General features: G+C 44.9%; 18 protein-coding genes. 6 read left to right on the forward strand and 12 right to left on the reverse strand.

Annotation, left to right across the window (positions count from 1 at the left end; all coding sequences use genetic code 11):
* Positions 1-76: 76 nt before the first annotated feature.
* Positions 77-1,561, reverse strand: a complete 1,485-nt coding sequence (locus tag F890_RS13135) for an EcsC family protein (RefSeq protein ID WP_005104815.1) — start codon at positions 1,559-1,561, stop codon at positions 77-79.
* 273 nt (positions 1,562-1,834) lie between these two features.
* Between F890_RS13135 and F890_RS13140 the strand changes: the two genes are divergently transcribed.
* Both F890_RS13140 and F890_RS13145 read left to right on the forward strand, forming a co-directional pair.
* Positions 1,835-3,064: a beta-ketoacyl synthase N-terminal-like domain-containing protein gene (locus F890_RS13140; RefSeq protein WP_004730606.1), complete on the forward strand. Its 1,230-nt coding sequence runs from the start codon at positions 1,835-1,837 to the stop codon at positions 3,062-3,064.
* Positions 3,065-3,087: 23 nt separating this feature from the next.
* On the forward strand, positions 3,088-3,540 hold the full coding sequence (locus F890_RS13145) for a CopD family protein (RefSeq protein WP_005104820.1): 453 nt from the start codon (positions 3,088-3,090) through the stop codon (positions 3,538-3,540).
* A gap of 58 nt (positions 3,541-3,598) precedes the next feature.
* On the opposite strand, the gene F890_RS13150 is transcribed toward F890_RS13145, so the two are convergent.
* From F890_RS13150 to F890_RS13165, 4 genes are all read right to left on the reverse strand, one after another.
* A complete protein-coding gene (locus tag F890_RS13150; protein WP_005267363.1) occupies positions 3,599-5,026 on the reverse strand; it encodes an amino acid permease in 1,428 nt (475 codons plus the stop codon).
* A gap of 196 nt (positions 5,027-5,222) precedes the next feature.
* Positions 5,223-5,561, reverse strand: a complete 339-nt coding sequence (locus tag F890_RS13155) for a RidA family protein (protein ID WP_005262507.1) — start codon at positions 5,559-5,561, stop codon at positions 5,223-5,225.
* A 48-nt stretch (positions 5,562-5,609) separates the two neighbouring features.
* Complete coding sequence (gene alr, locus F890_RS13160; RefSeq protein WP_004730613.1) at positions 5,610-6,722, reverse strand: alanine racemase; 1,113 nt, start codon at positions 6,720-6,722, stop codon at positions 5,610-5,612.
* A gap of 34 nt (positions 6,723-6,756) precedes the next feature.
* The gene (locus F890_RS13165) at positions 6,757-8,016 is read right to left on the reverse strand and encodes a D-amino acid dehydrogenase (RefSeq protein ID WP_004730614.1); all 1,260 of its coding nucleotides are present in this window, start codon (positions 8,014-8,016) and stop codon (positions 6,757-6,759) included.
* Positions 8,017-8,156: 140 nt separating this feature from the next.
* On the opposite strand from F890_RS13165, the gene F890_RS13170 reads away from it, so the two are divergent.
* Positions 8,157-8,624, forward strand: a complete 468-nt coding sequence (locus tag F890_RS13170) for an Lrp/AsnC ligand binding domain-containing protein (protein ID WP_005104829.1) — start codon at positions 8,157-8,159, stop codon at positions 8,622-8,624.
* A gap of 87 nt (positions 8,625-8,711) precedes the next feature.
* Here the strand turns inward: F890_RS13170 and lysM are convergent, their stop codons facing one another.
* The 6 genes from lysM to F890_RS13200 all read right to left on the reverse strand — a co-directional run bounded on the left by lysM (position 8,712) and on the right by F890_RS13200 (position 12,471).
* Positions 8,712-9,206 carry a peptidoglycan-binding protein LysM gene (gene lysM / locus F890_RS13175; protein ID WP_005104830.1) on the reverse strand — a complete coding sequence of 165 codons (495 nt, stop codon included), beginning with the start codon at positions 9,204-9,206 and terminating at the stop codon, positions 8,712-8,714.
* Between the two features lie 186 nt (positions 9,207-9,392).
* Positions 9,393-9,629 (reverse strand): acyl carrier protein, encoded by a 237-nt coding sequence (acpP, locus tag F890_RS13180; protein ID WP_004646101.1) that lies wholly within the window; start codon positions 9,627-9,629, stop codon positions 9,393-9,395.
* A gap of 83 nt (positions 9,630-9,712) precedes the next feature.
* Entirely contained in the window at positions 9,713-10,447 is a 735-nt protein-coding gene (fabG, locus tag F890_RS13185; protein WP_004646100.1) for a 3-oxoacyl-ACP reductase FabG, read from the reverse strand.
* The gene (gene fabD / locus F890_RS13190) at positions 10,444-11,430 is read right to left on the reverse strand and encodes an ACP S-malonyltransferase (RefSeq protein WP_004730620.1); all 987 of its coding nucleotides are present in this window, start codon (positions 11,428-11,430) and stop codon (positions 10,444-10,446) included. The genes fabG and fabD overlap by 4 nt, the downstream gene beginning before the upstream one ends.
* Before the next feature lie 223 nt (positions 11,431-11,653).
* Complete coding sequence (gene rpmF, locus F890_RS13195; RefSeq protein ID WP_004279227.1) at positions 11,654-11,836, reverse strand: 50S ribosomal protein L32; 183 nt, start codon at positions 11,834-11,836, stop codon at positions 11,654-11,656.
* Between the two features lie 77 nt (positions 11,837-11,913).
* A complete protein-coding gene (locus F890_RS13200) occupies positions 11,914-12,471 on the reverse strand; it encodes a YceD family protein (protein ID WP_004279226.1) in 558 nt (185 codons plus the stop codon).
* A gap of 97 nt (positions 12,472-12,568) precedes the next feature.
* On the opposite strand from F890_RS13200, the gene F890_RS13205 reads away from it, so the two are divergent.
* The 3 genes from F890_RS13205 to F890_RS13215 all read left to right on the forward strand — a co-directional run bounded on the left by F890_RS13205 (position 12,569) and on the right by F890_RS13215 (position 14,266).
* A complete protein-coding gene (locus tag F890_RS13205) occupies positions 12,569-13,231 on the forward strand; it encodes an elongation factor P hydroxylase (protein ID WP_004730623.1) in 663 nt (220 codons plus the stop codon).
* Between the two features lie 87 nt (positions 13,232-13,318).
* The gene (locus F890_RS13210) at positions 13,319-13,936 is read left to right on the forward strand and encodes an L-threonylcarbamoyladenylate synthase (RefSeq protein WP_004730625.1); all 618 of its coding nucleotides are present in this window, start codon (positions 13,319-13,321) and stop codon (positions 13,934-13,936) included.
* A gap of 45 nt (positions 13,937-13,981) precedes the next feature.
* Positions 13,982-14,266, forward strand: coding sequence for a hypothetical protein (locus F890_RS13215; RefSeq protein WP_004279223.1), 285 nt, complete (start codon positions 13,982-13,984; stop codon positions 14,264-14,266).
* Between the two features lie 81 nt (positions 14,267-14,347).
* Here the strand turns inward: F890_RS13215 and F890_RS13220 are convergent, their stop codons facing one another.
* Positions 14,348-14,827, reverse strand: coding sequence for a hypothetical protein (locus tag F890_RS13220; protein ID WP_004279222.1), 480 nt, complete (start codon positions 14,825-14,827; stop codon positions 14,348-14,350).
* Positions 14,828-15,204 lie beyond the last annotated feature (377 nt).

Genomic DNA, 15,204 nt, shown 5'->3' on the forward strand with positions numbered 1-15,204 from the left:
TTGGTCAACCTACTCAAGCCAGGCAAATGCCGTTTCTCACGACATTTGCCTGCTTTTATTTACCTTCAAAATTCGCTTATTTTTTTGAATTTTTACCGGCTTTTTTGGTAACGTCTTGAGCTTCAGATTCAGTTTCCGAATTTTCTTGATCCTCTGCACCCTGCTGTGAAGTTTCCGTAGCAGCCTCTGCCTCGTCAGCAGCTTCTGGATGCAGTTCAGCTTCGATTTCCGGGTCAAATGAAGTTTTGGTTAAAGCCGGTTGTTGCGACTGCTTGTCTGCCGCAGGTTCAACCAACTCATCGTTGAGCGCCTCCAGCCCTTCACTCACCTTTTCATCTTTCTTCACTTCTGCTTCTTCAGAGCTCAAATCATTCTGCTCTTTTTTGACTAGCTTCACTTGGGTAATCGTGTTATTGCCCTCAATCGCAATATCTTTATCCATGATCAGATTATCTTTCGCAGGCTCAACTTCGTGAGAGGCACCACTTAAGAGTTTCGGAGTTGCCTGTTGCAACAAGCTAACTGCTTTTTCATAGGCAGCATAAGGAGACAATTGCGAATCCTGATGCTGAATCAGGTATTGGCGTGCATGTGAGAATGCTTCCTGAGCTTTCTGATTTACATCCTCGACAAAACGATGGCTATATACAGCGCCAATACCTGCACTCGCCAGAGGCGTCAGTTTGGTTAATCGCTCCAGAATCGAAATTTTTGGCAGATGATTCATCCATTCCCATTTAGCCTCTCCCTCATGACGACTTAACCATTGCTTGATAGCACTCACGTCATTATCAGAACCTAGCATGGCTTGTAGCTGGGAAATATCATGAGTTTTAAGCGTATTGCTTAACGCTTTCAAACCTAATAATAAGGTTTGCTTTTCTGCAATCAGGCTCAGGTCAATCTGTCTAAAGATATGCTGGACGATTTCCTGATCATCTTCTTTGCTCAGGTCAAAACCATAAGAGCGACCGACTTGATAGATGGTGCGCAATGCCATCAGTAAAGAAGCAGGAATATCGATCGCGGTGCCAAGCATCCCTGAAGCGCCACTCACTGCCCCCTGAACCGTCGCAATCCATTTGTTTTGTTCACCCAAAGCCTGTGAAATTCGCTTGGATCGATCGACGTCCTGAGTGAGTTCCTCTAAATCTTTCGCTCCCGCTTCATTCAGAATGGCATCAACCGAACTGGTTTGATTACTAAATTGATTCAGACGATCATAAAAGTAGTTAGACACTTTTTCGGTTAAATCGGGAGAAACAAAATGCGCGACATTATTCACGGTATTAAAACGGCGTCCGAGAAGTTGGCGCGATACATTTGGAAGATGCTCGCGAAGCATTTGCTGAGGATTGTCATATTTTTTAGCTGAAAAAGCGCTTTTCGTCTTCGCCGAACCATCAATCACCTGATCGGAGCTGGAAGGCTTCAGTGCTTTAGTCACCGAATCCGGCGCAACATGATTCAATAAATCCAATCCGGTTGAACTGAACTTTTTCGCCACTCCAAAGGCATTCGAAATCAGACCATTAGATTGTTTATTATTAGCATTTACCATTTTTTACCTCAGCATTCATGTGCTTGTATTTGGTATAAATACTAGGTGTAGTCAGCGTTTATCTCAACTTTATTCTGTTTCATTTAGTAAAACCCCTACACGCCGACTCACAAAGTCAACCGACTGTCACACGGCATAACATTTGCCATAAGATTTCAAAAGTCTTTCTGCTATCATGTTCCCCATCATGAAATAAGGCTAAGCGCTGCATTGGGCGATTTTAAAACCCAGATATCTGCCGCTGAGCATAGAGCAAACTATAAGGATCTGTAGATGAAACGTGTTGTCATCACTGGCATGGGTATTAACTCATGTATTGGTAATACATTAGAGGATGTAAACCATTCTTTACAAAACGGGATTTCAGGAACACGTTTTAATCCGACTTATGCTGAACTCAATTTCAAAAGTCATGTCAGTGCTGCAGCCGAGCAGGATTTCGACGGGATCGACCGCAAACTGAAACGCTTTATGGGCGTATGTGCGATGTATGCATATAACTCAGCTCTTGCTGCAGTGGAACATGCCGGTTTAAAAGTTGAAGATCTAGCTGGCAACCCACGCTATGGTATTGCAGGTGGTTCAGGTGGCGGTTCAACTGCTTCCGTTATTGAAATGAACGAATTATTGCAAACCAAAGGTGCGCGTAAAGTTGGTCCTTTCTTTGTACCACGTAATATGACCAATACCATTACGGCCAACGTGGGTGTCGCTTTTAAACTGCAAGGTGTGGCACATACCATTACCAGCGCATGTGCAACCTCTGCGGATGCGATTGGTTATGCCTACAACCTGATTCAACTCGGCAAACAGGATTTAATGCTGGCAGGTGGCGGTGAAGAAGATCACTGGTCACAAAGCTTGTTGTTTGATGCGATGGGCGCACTTTGCTCTAAATACAATGACAGCCCTGAAACAGCATCACGCCCTTATTCTGCAGACCGTGACGGTTTCGTGATTGCCGGTGGTGGTGGTTTTGTGATCCTTGAGTCTTTGGAACATGCGCAAGCGCGTGGCGCAAATATCTTAGCTGAAGTGGTTGGTTATGCTGCAAACAGTGATGGTGCTGATATGGTTGCACCATCTGGTGAAGGTGCAACACGTTGCGTACTGATGGCTTTAGAAGAAGCCAAACAACACGGTGTCGATAAAATTGACTATGTAAATACACATGGTACTTCTACTCCAGCGGGTGACATCACAGAACTTAAAGCAATGGAACGTGCTTTCGGTGAAGGTCAGGTTCCCCCACTCAGCTCAACCAAGTCAATGACGGGTCACAGTCTTGGCGCTGCTGGTGTTCAGGAAGCGATTTATTCGGTTCTGATGATGCAAAATGACTTTATTGCTCCAAACATCAACGTGACCGAGCTGGATGAAGGCGCGAAACCGTTTGATATCGTGCTTGAAAAACGTGACGCAAAATTGAATACTGTGATGAGTAACAGTTTCGGTTTCGGCGGCGTAAATGCTTGTCTCATTTTCAAAAAGTGGGAAGGCTAAGCTGCCCAATTTAGGGTGACTTGATGGATGCTCCTTCTGATGCTTTCTTGTGGGTAAAAGCATTACATATTATTGCGGTGGTTTGCTGGTTCGCGGCTTTGTTCTACTTGCCACGGTTATATGTTTATCATGCCATGAGCGAAGATGCCGTCAGTCATCAACGCTTTGAAGTCATGGAACGCAAGCTGTACCGTGGCATCATGTGGCCAGCCATGTTGGCTACCTTGATTACAGCGCACTTTCTGGTGGATTGGGGTGATGCAACGCGTCACTATCATGAAGCCTTATGGTTTTACCTTAAAGTCGGCCTGGTCGGCTTATTGGTGATTTACCATCTGGTGTGTGGTTATTACCGCAAGAAGCTAATTAATAATGCACATTACAAGTCACACAAGTTTTGGCGTTATTTTAATGAGATGCCAACCCTGATCTTATTTGCAGTGGTGATTTTAGTCGTAGTTAAACCTACTTTCTAATTCACCTGCATAATAAAAAAATCCCCGATCAGTCGGGGATTTTTTTATGTCTGAATATTTAAGGATTACCACGCTGACGCATACGCGGCTTATACAGCAAACGATAGGTCACTGCTAGAATAATTAACCATAAAGGACTGATCATCAGAGCCTTTAAGGTATCGGGTTCCAGACTTAAAATAATCAAGGCGAATAACAGGAATGCCAATACCACATAAGACATCCACACTCCACCCGGCATTTTAAAGGTCGAGGCGGCATGCTTTTGCGGTTGCTGCTTACGGTAACGGATGTAGCACACCATAATGATGCTCCAGATACTAATAAACAGGATCACACACAGCGAACTCGCCAGAGTAAAGGCTTCCATGGTGTTTGGCACAAAATACTGAAATGCTGCCCCCAACATAATAAAAGCACAGGAGAAAAATAACCCTGTGGCTGGTACAGCTCTGCTAGATAACCGCGCCAAAGCTTGAGGTGCTTGTCCGTCACGTGCCAGACCAAACAACATACGGCTGGTCGAGAATACGCCACTGTTCATAGAGGACATCACTGACGACAACACCACCAGGTTCATGATAATGGCTGAAGTTGGAATACCGGCATACAGGAACAAACTCACAAAAGGACTTTGATCCGCAGGAATCAGATGCCACGGTGTGACCGACATGATCATCAGCAATGACAATACATAGAACAGAATGATCCGCGTAGGAATAGCGTTGACCGCTTTGGGTAAGTTCTTTTCCGGATCTTTGGTTTCTGCCGCCATTGTGCCGAGCAGTTCCACCCCGACAAAGGCAAACATGGCAATCTGGAAACCTGCCAGAAAACCGGTAAAGCCTTTGGGAAATAAACCACCATGTGCCCAGACATTACTAAAGCTGGCGACGGCGCCACTCGGTGCCTGAAAGCCGCTAAACACCATATAACCACCGACAAAGATCAAACCAAGGATGGCTAAAATCTTGATTAGTGCAAACCAGAATTCAATCTCACCAAACAGTTTGACCGTCACCAGGTTAATCGCGAGAATAAACAGCACACAACCCACACTAATCATCGCCTGCCCCATCGGGGTAAAGGCCATGCCTTCGGGCAACCAGAAACTCAGATAGTTAATAATCGCCGCGAGATCGGCAATCCCTACCAGCACCCAACCCAGCCAGTACGACCAGCCAATATAATAGCCAGCACCCGGCCCGATCAGGTCATGGGCCATATCAATAAAGGATTTGTAATGCAGATTAGACAGCAGCATTTCACCCAACGCACGCATCAGGACGAAGAACATGCCACCAATGATCATATAAATGATCAAAATTGAAGGGCCTGCTAGGGAGATGGTTTTTCCCGATCCCATAAACAGGCCGGTACCGATACAGCCACCAATGGCGATTAACTGCAAATGTCGGTTTGAGAGTTTTCGTTGCAACTCATGCGGCGACGATTTTACGTCTTCTGTGCCCGGGGTGGTTTTCATTTTTACATCCTTTTTAATCTTTACAACAGCATCAAGCTGAATTTACAACGTTCAGTCCTCGAACGCTTATTATGACATTTTCATACTTTTTACTGCGCTGTTCAGTGAGATTTACTGCACTAAAACGACTTAAATCATTGCATGGGAGATTTCAACATTAAAAATTAAATTAAGCTTGAGCTGCAATGACTGCAATTTAAATCAGCCAGTCCGGATTAACCAAATCTGCCTGAATCGTGGCACGTGCCGGCGTGCCATGACCTTGTAACCATTCCACCCAAAGCTGATTCACAGTTTGAAAATCATCCAGATTTTTCACGAACAGTTGTGCAGAAAGCAGCTGGCTTTTATCAGTATTGGCCAATGCAAGCAATTCCTCAATTTTTGCAAAGACTTCCAGTGTTTGGCCGCGTACATCCATATCCGTGCTATTCGGCACCTGACCTGACAGATAGACGGTTTGATGATGAATCGTCACCGCACTCATGATTTGATTGCTGTTGAGTCGCTGAATGGCTGTATTGTCCTGTGTCATGTTGATCTTCCTTGTTTGGGATATTTAAATAAAATTTAAATTAAAAATTTAAGCGTCAATCTGAAAATGAACCCGAGCGGTCACCGCACACATCAGCTCATAGCCGATGGTGCCTGAGCTAGCCGCCACTTCATCAATTGGCAAAAGTGCACCTTGGGAAGATTGCCCCCAAAGCGCCACTTCACTACCCACATTCGCCTGCGGCAGTGCAGTCAGATCTACAGCCAGCATATCCATACTGATTCGACCCAATGTGTGCGTTTTCATTGAATCGACCAGCACAGGCGTACCCGTCGCCGATAGTCGTTGATAACCATCCGCATAACCACAGGCCACAATCCCGATCCGCATTTCCTGCGTGGCAATAAATTTGGAACCATAGCCAATGCTCTGACCTGACTGGATCATTTGAATGGCGATAATTTCACTGCGTAAGCTCATGCTCGGTTGCAGATTCCAGTCTTGAATCGTGTGTGTTGGATAATCTGGTGAACTGCCATACAGCATGATGCCGCTACGTACAATATCGGAATGAAGGGTTTGATGATGCCGCAGAATGGCTGCACTATTGCTGAGTGAGGTTTTACCCTCAAGTCCCTGAATGGTCTGGCTAAAAATCAGGTTTTGATGCTGAATCCCGTCCTGTCCAAAACGCTCACCATCCGCATCAGAGAAATGGGTCATATGCGTGATTGAACGGACATTATTTAGCTGGTGCAGCTCCTGCCAGATTTCTGCATATTGCTGTGGCTCGAAACCCAGACGGTTCATGCCGCTGTTCATTTTCAAGTACACATCAAACTGTGCATCCGGCGCTATTTCGGCAAACTGTTTTAGCCATTGCACTTGATGCCGGGAATGAATGGCAAAGCTCATTTCATGCTTCGCACATTCAAATAAATCCGCGAGAGCGAAAATACCTTCGAGCAACAGCAGCGGCTTCTTGCATCCCAGCGCACGTAGGCGCGTGCCCTCTTCAATATCCAGAAAAGCAAAACCGTCTGCACCTTGAAGTGCAGCATAGACCCGTTCAATCCCGTGCCCATAGGCATTAGCCTTGACCACGGCAAATACCTGACTATTGGGCATACATTGGCGCGCCACACTTAAATTATGCGCAAGCGCCTGCTGATGAATGATCGCAGTAATGGGAGGTGGCATACATTCCTCCTTGAATATTCCGCCTCAGATGGTCTTAGGCCGCCTGGTGATAGCGCGCCAATGACAGACCTTCGGTGCTGATTTCAGGATCACGGGCCAAGACCAGATCGCTGATTAATTTCCCTGAACCGCAGGCCATGGTCCAGCCCAGCGTGCCATGTCCAGTATTCAGGAACAGGTTTTTAAAACGGGTTTTCCCAATAATTGGCGTACTGTCCGGGGTCATTGGACGCAGGCCTGTCCAGAAGCTGGCCTGATTCATGTCACCCCCCGGGAATAAATCACGGGTCACCATTTCCAGCGTGCCGCGACGGTCTTCATTTAATCCCAGATTAAAACCGCTCAGTTCAGCCATTCCCCCTACGCGGATGCGCTGGTCGAAACGGGTAATCGCAATTTTATAGGTTTCATCCAGTACTGTAGATTGTGGTGCATAGGCCGGATCTAAAATCGGAATGGTCAGTGAATAACCTTTCACCGGATAGACCGGTAAATTCAGTTCAAGCGGTTTGAGGAAATCACGTGAATAACTACCAAAGGCCAGCACATATTTATCTGCCGTGAGCACCTGACCATTCACCAGAACACCTTTGATCTGGTCACCTTCTACAATCAGCTTTTCAACGTTTTGATTAAACTTAAACTCTACACCCATCCCTTTGGCATGTTCTGCCAGGGCATTGGTAAACAGATAGCAGTCACCTGTTTCATCATTGGGTAAATGAAGACCACCCACCAGTTTGTCTTTTGCCTGTGCCAATGCCGGTTCTACACGCGCCAGTCCATCGCGATCCAGCAGTTCAAACTCAACTCCAGTTTCCTTCAGAACTTCGATATCGCGCTGAACTGCATCCAGCTGCGCATGTTTACGGAAAATCTGCAAAGTACCTTTCGCGCGGTTTTCATAAGAGATGCCAATATCACGGCGCAAATTACGTAAACAGTCACGGCTGTATTCAGCCACACGCACCATCCGTTCTTTATTGACTGCATAATGCTGGGCATTACAGTTTTTCAGCATTTGTGCCATCCACTGCAATTGCCACAAGCTGCCATCGACATTAATCGCCAACGGTGCATGATGCTGAAACATCCATTTGACTGCCTTAAATGGAATACCTGGTGCAGCCCAAGGGGTCGAATATCCTGGAGAAATCTGCCCGGCATTACCGAAGCTGGTTTCTTGCGCCGGACCTGCCTGACGATCCAACACAGTCACGGTTGCTCCCTGCTGCGCCAGATAGTAAGCGCTTGCCACACCAATCACACCACTACCTAAAACCAATACGCGCATTACCTTAACCCTCAAACATCTTTTCAGTTTATTTCACTAGTATATTTTTGCTTTAATAGTTAAATTCACTATATTCAGACTGTATATTCAGTGAAATAAATATTTTTTCGGGCAGAATTAAAAAAAAGAGGGAAATATTGATGCGCAAATTAGACCGCATTGACCGCATGATTCTGGATATCCTGCAACGCGATGGCCGGATTGCCATTAGCGAACTTGCAGCACACGTCAATCTATCGACCACACCCTGTTCAGAACGGGTAAAACGGCTAGAGCGCGAAGGCATTATCATGGGCTATTACGCCCGTTTAAATCCGGAAATGCTGGAGCGCAACCTGCTGGTTTTTCTGGAAATCAAACTCTCCGCCAAATCAGGTGATGTCTTTGATCAGGTGGCACGTAATCTAACTGAGATTCCAGAAGTACTGGAATGCCATTTAATTTCCGGTGATTTTGATTATCTGGTCAAAGCGCGTTTAAAGGAAATGAGTGCCTATCGCCGCCTGTTGGGAGATTTACTAAAAAAACTGCCCGCTTCTGCTTCATCCCACAGTTATGTAGTGATGGAAGAAGTCAAAGAAAGTTTATATCTGGACCTAGGTATTTAGTAATGATGGCTTTTTAAAGCTACGGACAAAAACAACAAAGCCCCAAACGGGGCTTTGAGATCGAATATTGATTGGACTTATTAAACCTTAAGCAGGAATGCGTAGCACCTGTCCCGGGAAAATATCATCTGCATCTTTGAGCAACGGACGGTTGGCTTCAAAAATTTTATTATACTGATTGGCATCACCATAAAATTCTTTTGAAATTTTTGACAAGCTGTCACCTGATTTCACTGTGTAGAACTTACTTTCCGGCTCAGGACTGCTCACTGTAAGCTGATCATCCACTTTGGCCACATGATCAATATTACCCACGGCCAGAACAATCTTTTCACGATCGGCCTGACTTTGTACCTGACCTCTGACCGTCGCCAGATCGGAGGCTGAGTTATAACTGATGGATAAACCAGTGATTGGAAGGCCCAGACTTTTCACATGGCCGAGTAATTTATTTGCCACTTCCTGAGCAGAAGGCTCTGCAGGTTGTGCTGCAGCCGGCGTTGTCGTTGCAGGTGCAGCCTGTGGTTCCGCAGCAGCTGTATTCTTCTTACCGATACCTTTTACAAAATCAAAAAGACCCATAGCGGACTCCATTCTTGTTGTTAATGTCACATCACTCTATATTTTTATAATGAAAACTCTAGAGAGATAGTTAGTCATTGGTGACAGAAAGGTAATGAATTGTAAAACCTCCATTCATGTGAAAAGCAGACACAAAAAAACCACCTCTAGGGTGGTCTTTATGTTCAGCAAAGCTGAAATCGGCGATTAACCTAGTTTCTTAGAAACGTAGTCAATTGCAGATTGAACAGTTGTGATTTCGTTAGAATCTTCATCAGGAATCGTGATGTCGAAATCATTTTCGAAAGACATAACAAGTTCAACTAGATCTAGAGAATCTGCACCTAAGTCATCCATGAAAGATGCTTCGTTTTTAATCTCTTCGATTTTGATACCAAGTTGTTCTGCAACTGCTTGCTTAACACGTTGTTCGATATCGCTCACAGGAATTCTCCTCATTGCTTGTGGCGTTTTTAATGCCGTTAGTTTAATTGAATCTAAAAAATTTGGAAAGTTTATACTTGAGCTTAGCTCATGTATAAGCCCCCATTTACATGCATAACTGTACCAGTAATGTAACTGGCTTTATCCGAAGCCAAGAAACTTACGGCATTTGCGATATCTTGTGGATCACCTAAACGGTTTAATGCCACCTGCTCAGTCATCTTTTTACGAATTTCTTCGCTTAGCTGTTCAGTCATTTCAGTCGCAATAAAACCTGGTGCTACCGAGTTTACGGTAATTTGACGGCTACCCATTTCTTTGGCAAGGCTACGGCTAAATGCCTCAATACCTGCTTTGGCAGCAGAATAATTGGCCTGACCCGGGTTGGCAAAGTGTGCCACCACAGAACTGATATTGATAATGCGGCCGAAACGCGCCTTGGTCATGCCTTTGAGTACACGCTTAGACAAACGGTAAACTGCTTTCAGGTGAATATTTAAAATATCATCCCAGTCATCTTCAGACATACGCAGCAGCAAATTGTCTTTGGTAATACCTGCATTATTGACCAACGCAAGGACTGGACCATAGTTCTGTTCGATGTCCGTTACCAGCGCATCAATCGCAGCACCATCACGTACATCTAGTACTTTTCCAGCGCCATTTTCAGCAAATTCTGCCGATAATTTTTCCGCACCTGCTTCAGACGTTGCAGTACCTACGACAAAATAACCGTCTTGAATCAATTGCTGTGCGATCGCAGCACCAATACCACGACTTGCACCTGTTACCAGAGCAACTTTACGTTCCTGTGTCATGCACTTTTCCCTTCTGCCGCCAATACGGTGTTTAATGCATCTTCCAGACGGGATTGACTGTCCAGTGGAAGTGCTTTTTGAATATTCGGCAAGCGTTTCGCCAAGTTGGTCAATACATTACCCGGACCACATTCTACGATGTACTCAATGCCTTCATCTTGAAGGTATTGTAAGGTTTTGGTCCATTGTACTGACTCATAAAGTTGCGCGGTCAACGCCTGACGCAATTCATCTACATTGGTTGCCGCTTGCGCGCCTACATTTTGTAATACAGGAATGCGTGGCAGCTCAATGGCGGTTTGTTCCAATGCCGGAGCAAACTGTTCAGCAGCAGGTTTCATCAATGAACAATGCGATGGAACCGATACTGGCAATGCAATGGCTTTTCCGCCGTTTTCTTTGGCCAATGCCATCACTGCTTCAACGCGATCTTTATTGCCTGCAACGACAACCTGCCCTTGCGCATTGTAGTTCGCCGCTTCGACAGAACCTTCGCCTGCTGCAGTTGCTTGTGCACACAGCTCAATCACTTTGGCATCGTCCAGACCCAAAATGGCAGCCATCGCACCCACACCCTGAGGTACAGCAGTCTGCATGAGTTTGCCACGCAAGTTCACTAGCTTCGCAGCATCACCCAGGCTTAAAGCACCTGATGCAACCAGTGCGCTGTATTCACCCAGTGAATGGCCTGCAAGATATTTCGGTGCTACACCGCCAGATTCCAACCACACGCGCCATAAGGCAATACTTGCAGTCAGCAATACCGGCTGGGTAAATTCGGTTTGATCCAGACCTTCGCCAGTTTGCGCAATCTGCCACAGATCAAAACCGACGGCTTCAGATGCTTCTGCAAATGTCTCGCGAATACTCGCAAACTGTTCTGCAAGCTCAGCCAGCATACCAGCTTTTTGGGAACCCTGACCCGGAAACACAAATGCAGTTTTTGTTGCTGGCGCTGCTTGTTCGAGTGGTGTAGCAGACATAATAAAATCCTTTCATTCAAGAGGTGTGCTTCTTCAATCCTAACAAGAAGACTGACCAATAAGACCACCTAAATCATTGTGGAGCGCAATTTAGCATGTAATTTTGTCGGCGGTAATTGCCAAATACAACAAAAAACCGATACACCTAAAAATCAAAGACAAAAAAAAGGGAGCTAAATGCTCCCATTTTTTCTACTAAGCTTGACGCTTAATACATCACCAATTATTCAGCAGATGCTTTAGCGAATAATTGACGACCACGGTAGATACCATCTTTAGATACGTGGTGACGACGGTGAGTCTCGCCAGTAGCTTGGTCTACAGTTAATGCATTCTCGGTTAAAGCGTCATGTGAACGGCGCATGTCACGGCGAGAGCGACTTTTACGGTTTTGCTGAACGGCCATGATGGCTCCTTACAAAGATCGAAAAAATGGATCAGAACAAATTCGATTGTCTTATACACAAGAGTATAACACAAAAATTAGTTAAGTTTACCCTTCAAAGCAGCCAAAACTTCAAACGGGTTGTCCCGTTTTTCTTCAGCCACTTCTTCTACGGCAGGTTGATGCTTATGTTCACAAAACTCATGTTTAGGCGACAACGGCATCAACAATAACAGTTCATCTTCTATCAGCGCGAGCAAATCAGCGGTCGCCGGTGCATCATAATCACCTTTGGTCGTTGCTTCACTTTCACCTAGGACGATGAAATCAGCATCCTCATCCAAGCGCTCTATCAGTGACTCATCATCCACAAGTGCTAAATGGAACGATGAAACCAGTTCAATTTCTACAGTTTCCAGACAACGCTGGCATTCCATAGGAACTTTTGTTTCAACGTGACCATCTAGCCATGCAATACGATGATAGGCATCCATTGATAGCTTACAGTCTATGTTAATCAATTGATCATCAATTGATCCAACAGCTTCACGAGCGATACGAACAAAGCGGGATAAAGGCAGTTGACCTGACCATTTAAAGCCCTGTTCAGCCCATTTAAACGGCTCAATCTGTGCCGGAAAGGTATTTGCTGACATAATTAAGGCGGCAATTCTACAAATTCATCAGTACTCTGTCAAAGATTAAGATACAATTTTGTACTTATTTCGACAGACCATTTGGGTAACTCAAGTCATGCATCTGTTGCAGCCGCAAACAGAAGTGAATGTTTCATCACTCGTTAGCACAATTCCAAGCCTTGATTCTGACAGTTCAACACAACAAGTGCAACTCTCGCCATGGGCGAATTTATCGTCAGAAGCGCAGCAGGTGGACTGGCTCATCTTACACTTTAATCACTGGTTTTCCCATTTAAATGTCACTTTAGTGCGTGGCGAATTTGAACCAGAATATTTCCCTGCAAGTACAAACAGTCCTGCCCGCATCCAGTTTGCGCATGGTTTCTTTAATAGCGCTTTGCATGAAATCAGCCACTGGAGCATTGCCGGAGACAAACGCCGCCTGCTGCCTGATCTGGGTTACTGGTATGCCCCGGATGGCCGTACTCGCGAACAGCAGGCTTTATTTGAACAGGTCGAAATCAAGCCACAGGCAATTGAGTGGATGTTTGCCCAGGCTTTTGGCCGTAAATTCCGGGTTTCTTTGGATAACTTGACTGGCGATGGCGGTGATGGCGCCAGCTTTAAAGATAATGTCTACACTCAAGTTCAGGCTTATTTTAATGGTACAGCCAAACTTCCACGTGATGCAGCGCGCTTTATCCAATGTATCTGTATCTGCATTAGAGGTGGCAAAAGTTTACAATCTGATGAATTTATACGTGAAATGCTTGATTAAATTACACAAATCTACCTTTTTTATGATTGCCAGATCTTGCCTGAGCGCCACATAATAAGCCATCAGCCCAAGCTTGGAGTAGTCTCTATGCTGCATTTACGCGTACACCCAGACAATCCGCAACCCCGCTTAATCAGTCAGGCAGTGGAACGTATCCGTGCGGGTGATGTGGTGGTCTATCCCACTGATGCGGCTTATGCGATTGGTTGCCAGATTGGGAACAAGAGTGCCATGGAGCGGATTGCGCAAATTCGTGGTTTGGGCCCAAAGCATCAATATGCGATTCTGTGCTGTGATTTATCCGATATTGCCACTTATGCCAAAGTGGACAATGCCATGTACCGTTTGCTGAAAAATAATACACCGGCCATCACGACCTTTATTTTACCTGCGACCAGTGAAGTGCCACGTCGGTTGATGCATCCTAAAAAGAAAACTATTGGTCTACGCATTCCGAATAATCCGGTATGTCAGCTGTTACTCAAAGAACTCGGTGAGCCGTTATTGACTTCTACCCTGATTTTACCGGGACAGACTGACCCACTCGATGATCCTTATGATATTGAAATGCAGCTGGGCAAACGCATTGATGTTTTTGTAGATAGTGGTTTAGGCACGTTGAGCACGACCTCTATTGTAGATTTATCTGGTGATCATCCAGAAGTGATTCGTCGTGGTATGGGAGATGTCAGCGCCTTTGAATAAACGACGCTTGAGAAATTCCTACAAACATTCGGGGAGTCAAAATGAATGGATTTATTTTATCTCCTGCTAAATCAGCATGAATTTTCTGCACAGGATTTAATCTATGCAGAACTGCCTTGGACACTGCAATCCAAGGCAGTCATGGTCGAAGCACATTTTCCTTCCCATCCCACTGTAAATATTGATCATACTGAGTACCAATTTTTCCTGACGTTGGCTGTAGCGAGACAGTTGTTGCAGATCTATTCAAACCAAAATGTATGCCTGGCAGAGACTTGCCAACGTATCATTGAATTTGCGACCAAGGAATACAATCATTCCTCACCATGAAAATCTAAAAAAGCATAGGGTGAGAGGTTGCAGTTCTATTCTTTTCAATTCGACAGGTATGCAATGGTTGCCAAAACCAGTTTAGGAATCTGAACTACGTTCATAATGACGAACTGCAATGAAATTTGGGCATTGCGATAGCTTCTGTTCATGGTGCATGAGTTCCTCGCCCAGCTTATTTTTCAGATACACATGAAAAATGATCTGATCATCTTCCAGTACATTCAGCATCGCCGTACGTGCTTTGGGTTCCATGACTTTAAAGGAATTGATCGACTCACAAGACATGGCTTGCATATCCAGTTTAATCCGCTCATCCAGCTGGTCGCCCTCATAAGCCATATGCCGCATGTAAAAACGAATATTGGGATATTGGTCCAGCACACTAAAATCCATTTTCATGGCCTGCATGACAGGTCGGGCCTGTTCCGCAAAAGCTGAAAATCCGCCTGATTTCAGTCCTGTGCGTGCTTCATCTTCAAGCTGCATAATCTGATATTTGGGATAAGCCCAAAATCCCCCGAATGCGATCATCCCAATAACAACCAGAATAAGTGGCATGCTTTCTTCACCTTTTTATTGATTTTTGTGATTCTTGACTATTTTTCGAGAGTATAGCGGTATTTTTGACCAAAAATTACGGGGAAATATTTTATTAATACTTATTAATTTTATGTTTTTTAATGGGAAATCCGTTTAAAAATCATTCGATATCTGCCAGCTAGCTTATTTACTCTTTTGAGGAGAATCACTGTATTGATCGAGTTTTGAAGTGAATCAACTGGCATCATCTACCAGATACGCTTAATTATGAGAGCCAATTTAAAGTGAAAATCACCGCTGCATTTCCCGCCCGGTTCTACCGTTTTTCTCGTTGCTATTTTTAAATCGTAGATAAATTCCATTATTTTTTTAAGTTTTTATGGCTTTGACGGCTT

The organism is Acinetobacter sp. CIP 64.7 (assembly GCF_000369745.1).
In the GTDB taxonomy this organism is placed as follows: domain Bacteria; phylum Pseudomonadota; class Gammaproteobacteria; order Pseudomonadales; family Moraxellaceae; genus Acinetobacter; species Acinetobacter fasciculus.